Below are 582 nucleotides of genomic sequence, written 5' to 3'. Positions count from 1 at the left end.
CGCCGCCTTACTAAGGTTTGACGACCCGATGTAGGCCGTGCTAAAGCCAGTATCCCTTTCAAAGTAATACGCCTTAGCATGAAGCCTAGTGCGCTGAGTATCATACGAAATTCTAACTTCGGTATTAGGCAGTTTACTCAGCTGCTCAATCGCCTTTAAATCGCTGGCTCCCATATAACTTGTAGTGATCACCCTTAAAGGTTTGCTTTTAGTATGCTCTACCAAATCATCATAAATCAGGCGCAGGCCACTGTGTTTGATAAAAGAAACCAACAAATCCACCTTATCCGCAGTCGCAATTTCGCGCTTCAGTTCACGATAAACCTGAGGGTCACCTTTGCTGCCTGTAAAAAGGCTCGATTTTGATATCGAACTTAGTGGAATGCTCTCTTTAAAAACTTCTAGTTTTATATGCTTGTCATAACTGCCACGAAGCACTTTCGATTCTTCAATCAACCACTCTTCAAGGCTGTCGTCTTTCGTCAGTTCTTTTAACCGACAAATCAATTGATTCGCGATCATCAGTTGCTCATTTAACTCTTCCTTTTTCTTATAATGCCGCAATCCATGCTCTACAGCATT

The 582-nt window shown here is 42.3% G+C and carries 1 protein-coding gene; it reads right to left on the bottom strand.

Annotated elements, in window-relative coordinates; genetic code table 11:
- A partial coding sequence (locus DWB64_RS19120; protein WP_243119009.1) for a restriction endonuclease PLD domain-containing protein occupies positions 1–582 on the bottom strand: 582 nt, incomplete at both ends.

Origin of the sequence: Fusibacter sp. A1 (assembly GCF_004125825.1) — a bacterium.
In the GTDB taxonomy this organism is placed as follows: Bacteria; Bacillota; Clostridia; order Peptostreptococcales; family Acidaminobacteraceae; genus QQWI01.
The sequence above is the reverse complement of the archived record's forward strand: the minus strand, read 5'-3'. Positions and strand labels throughout refer to the sequence as shown.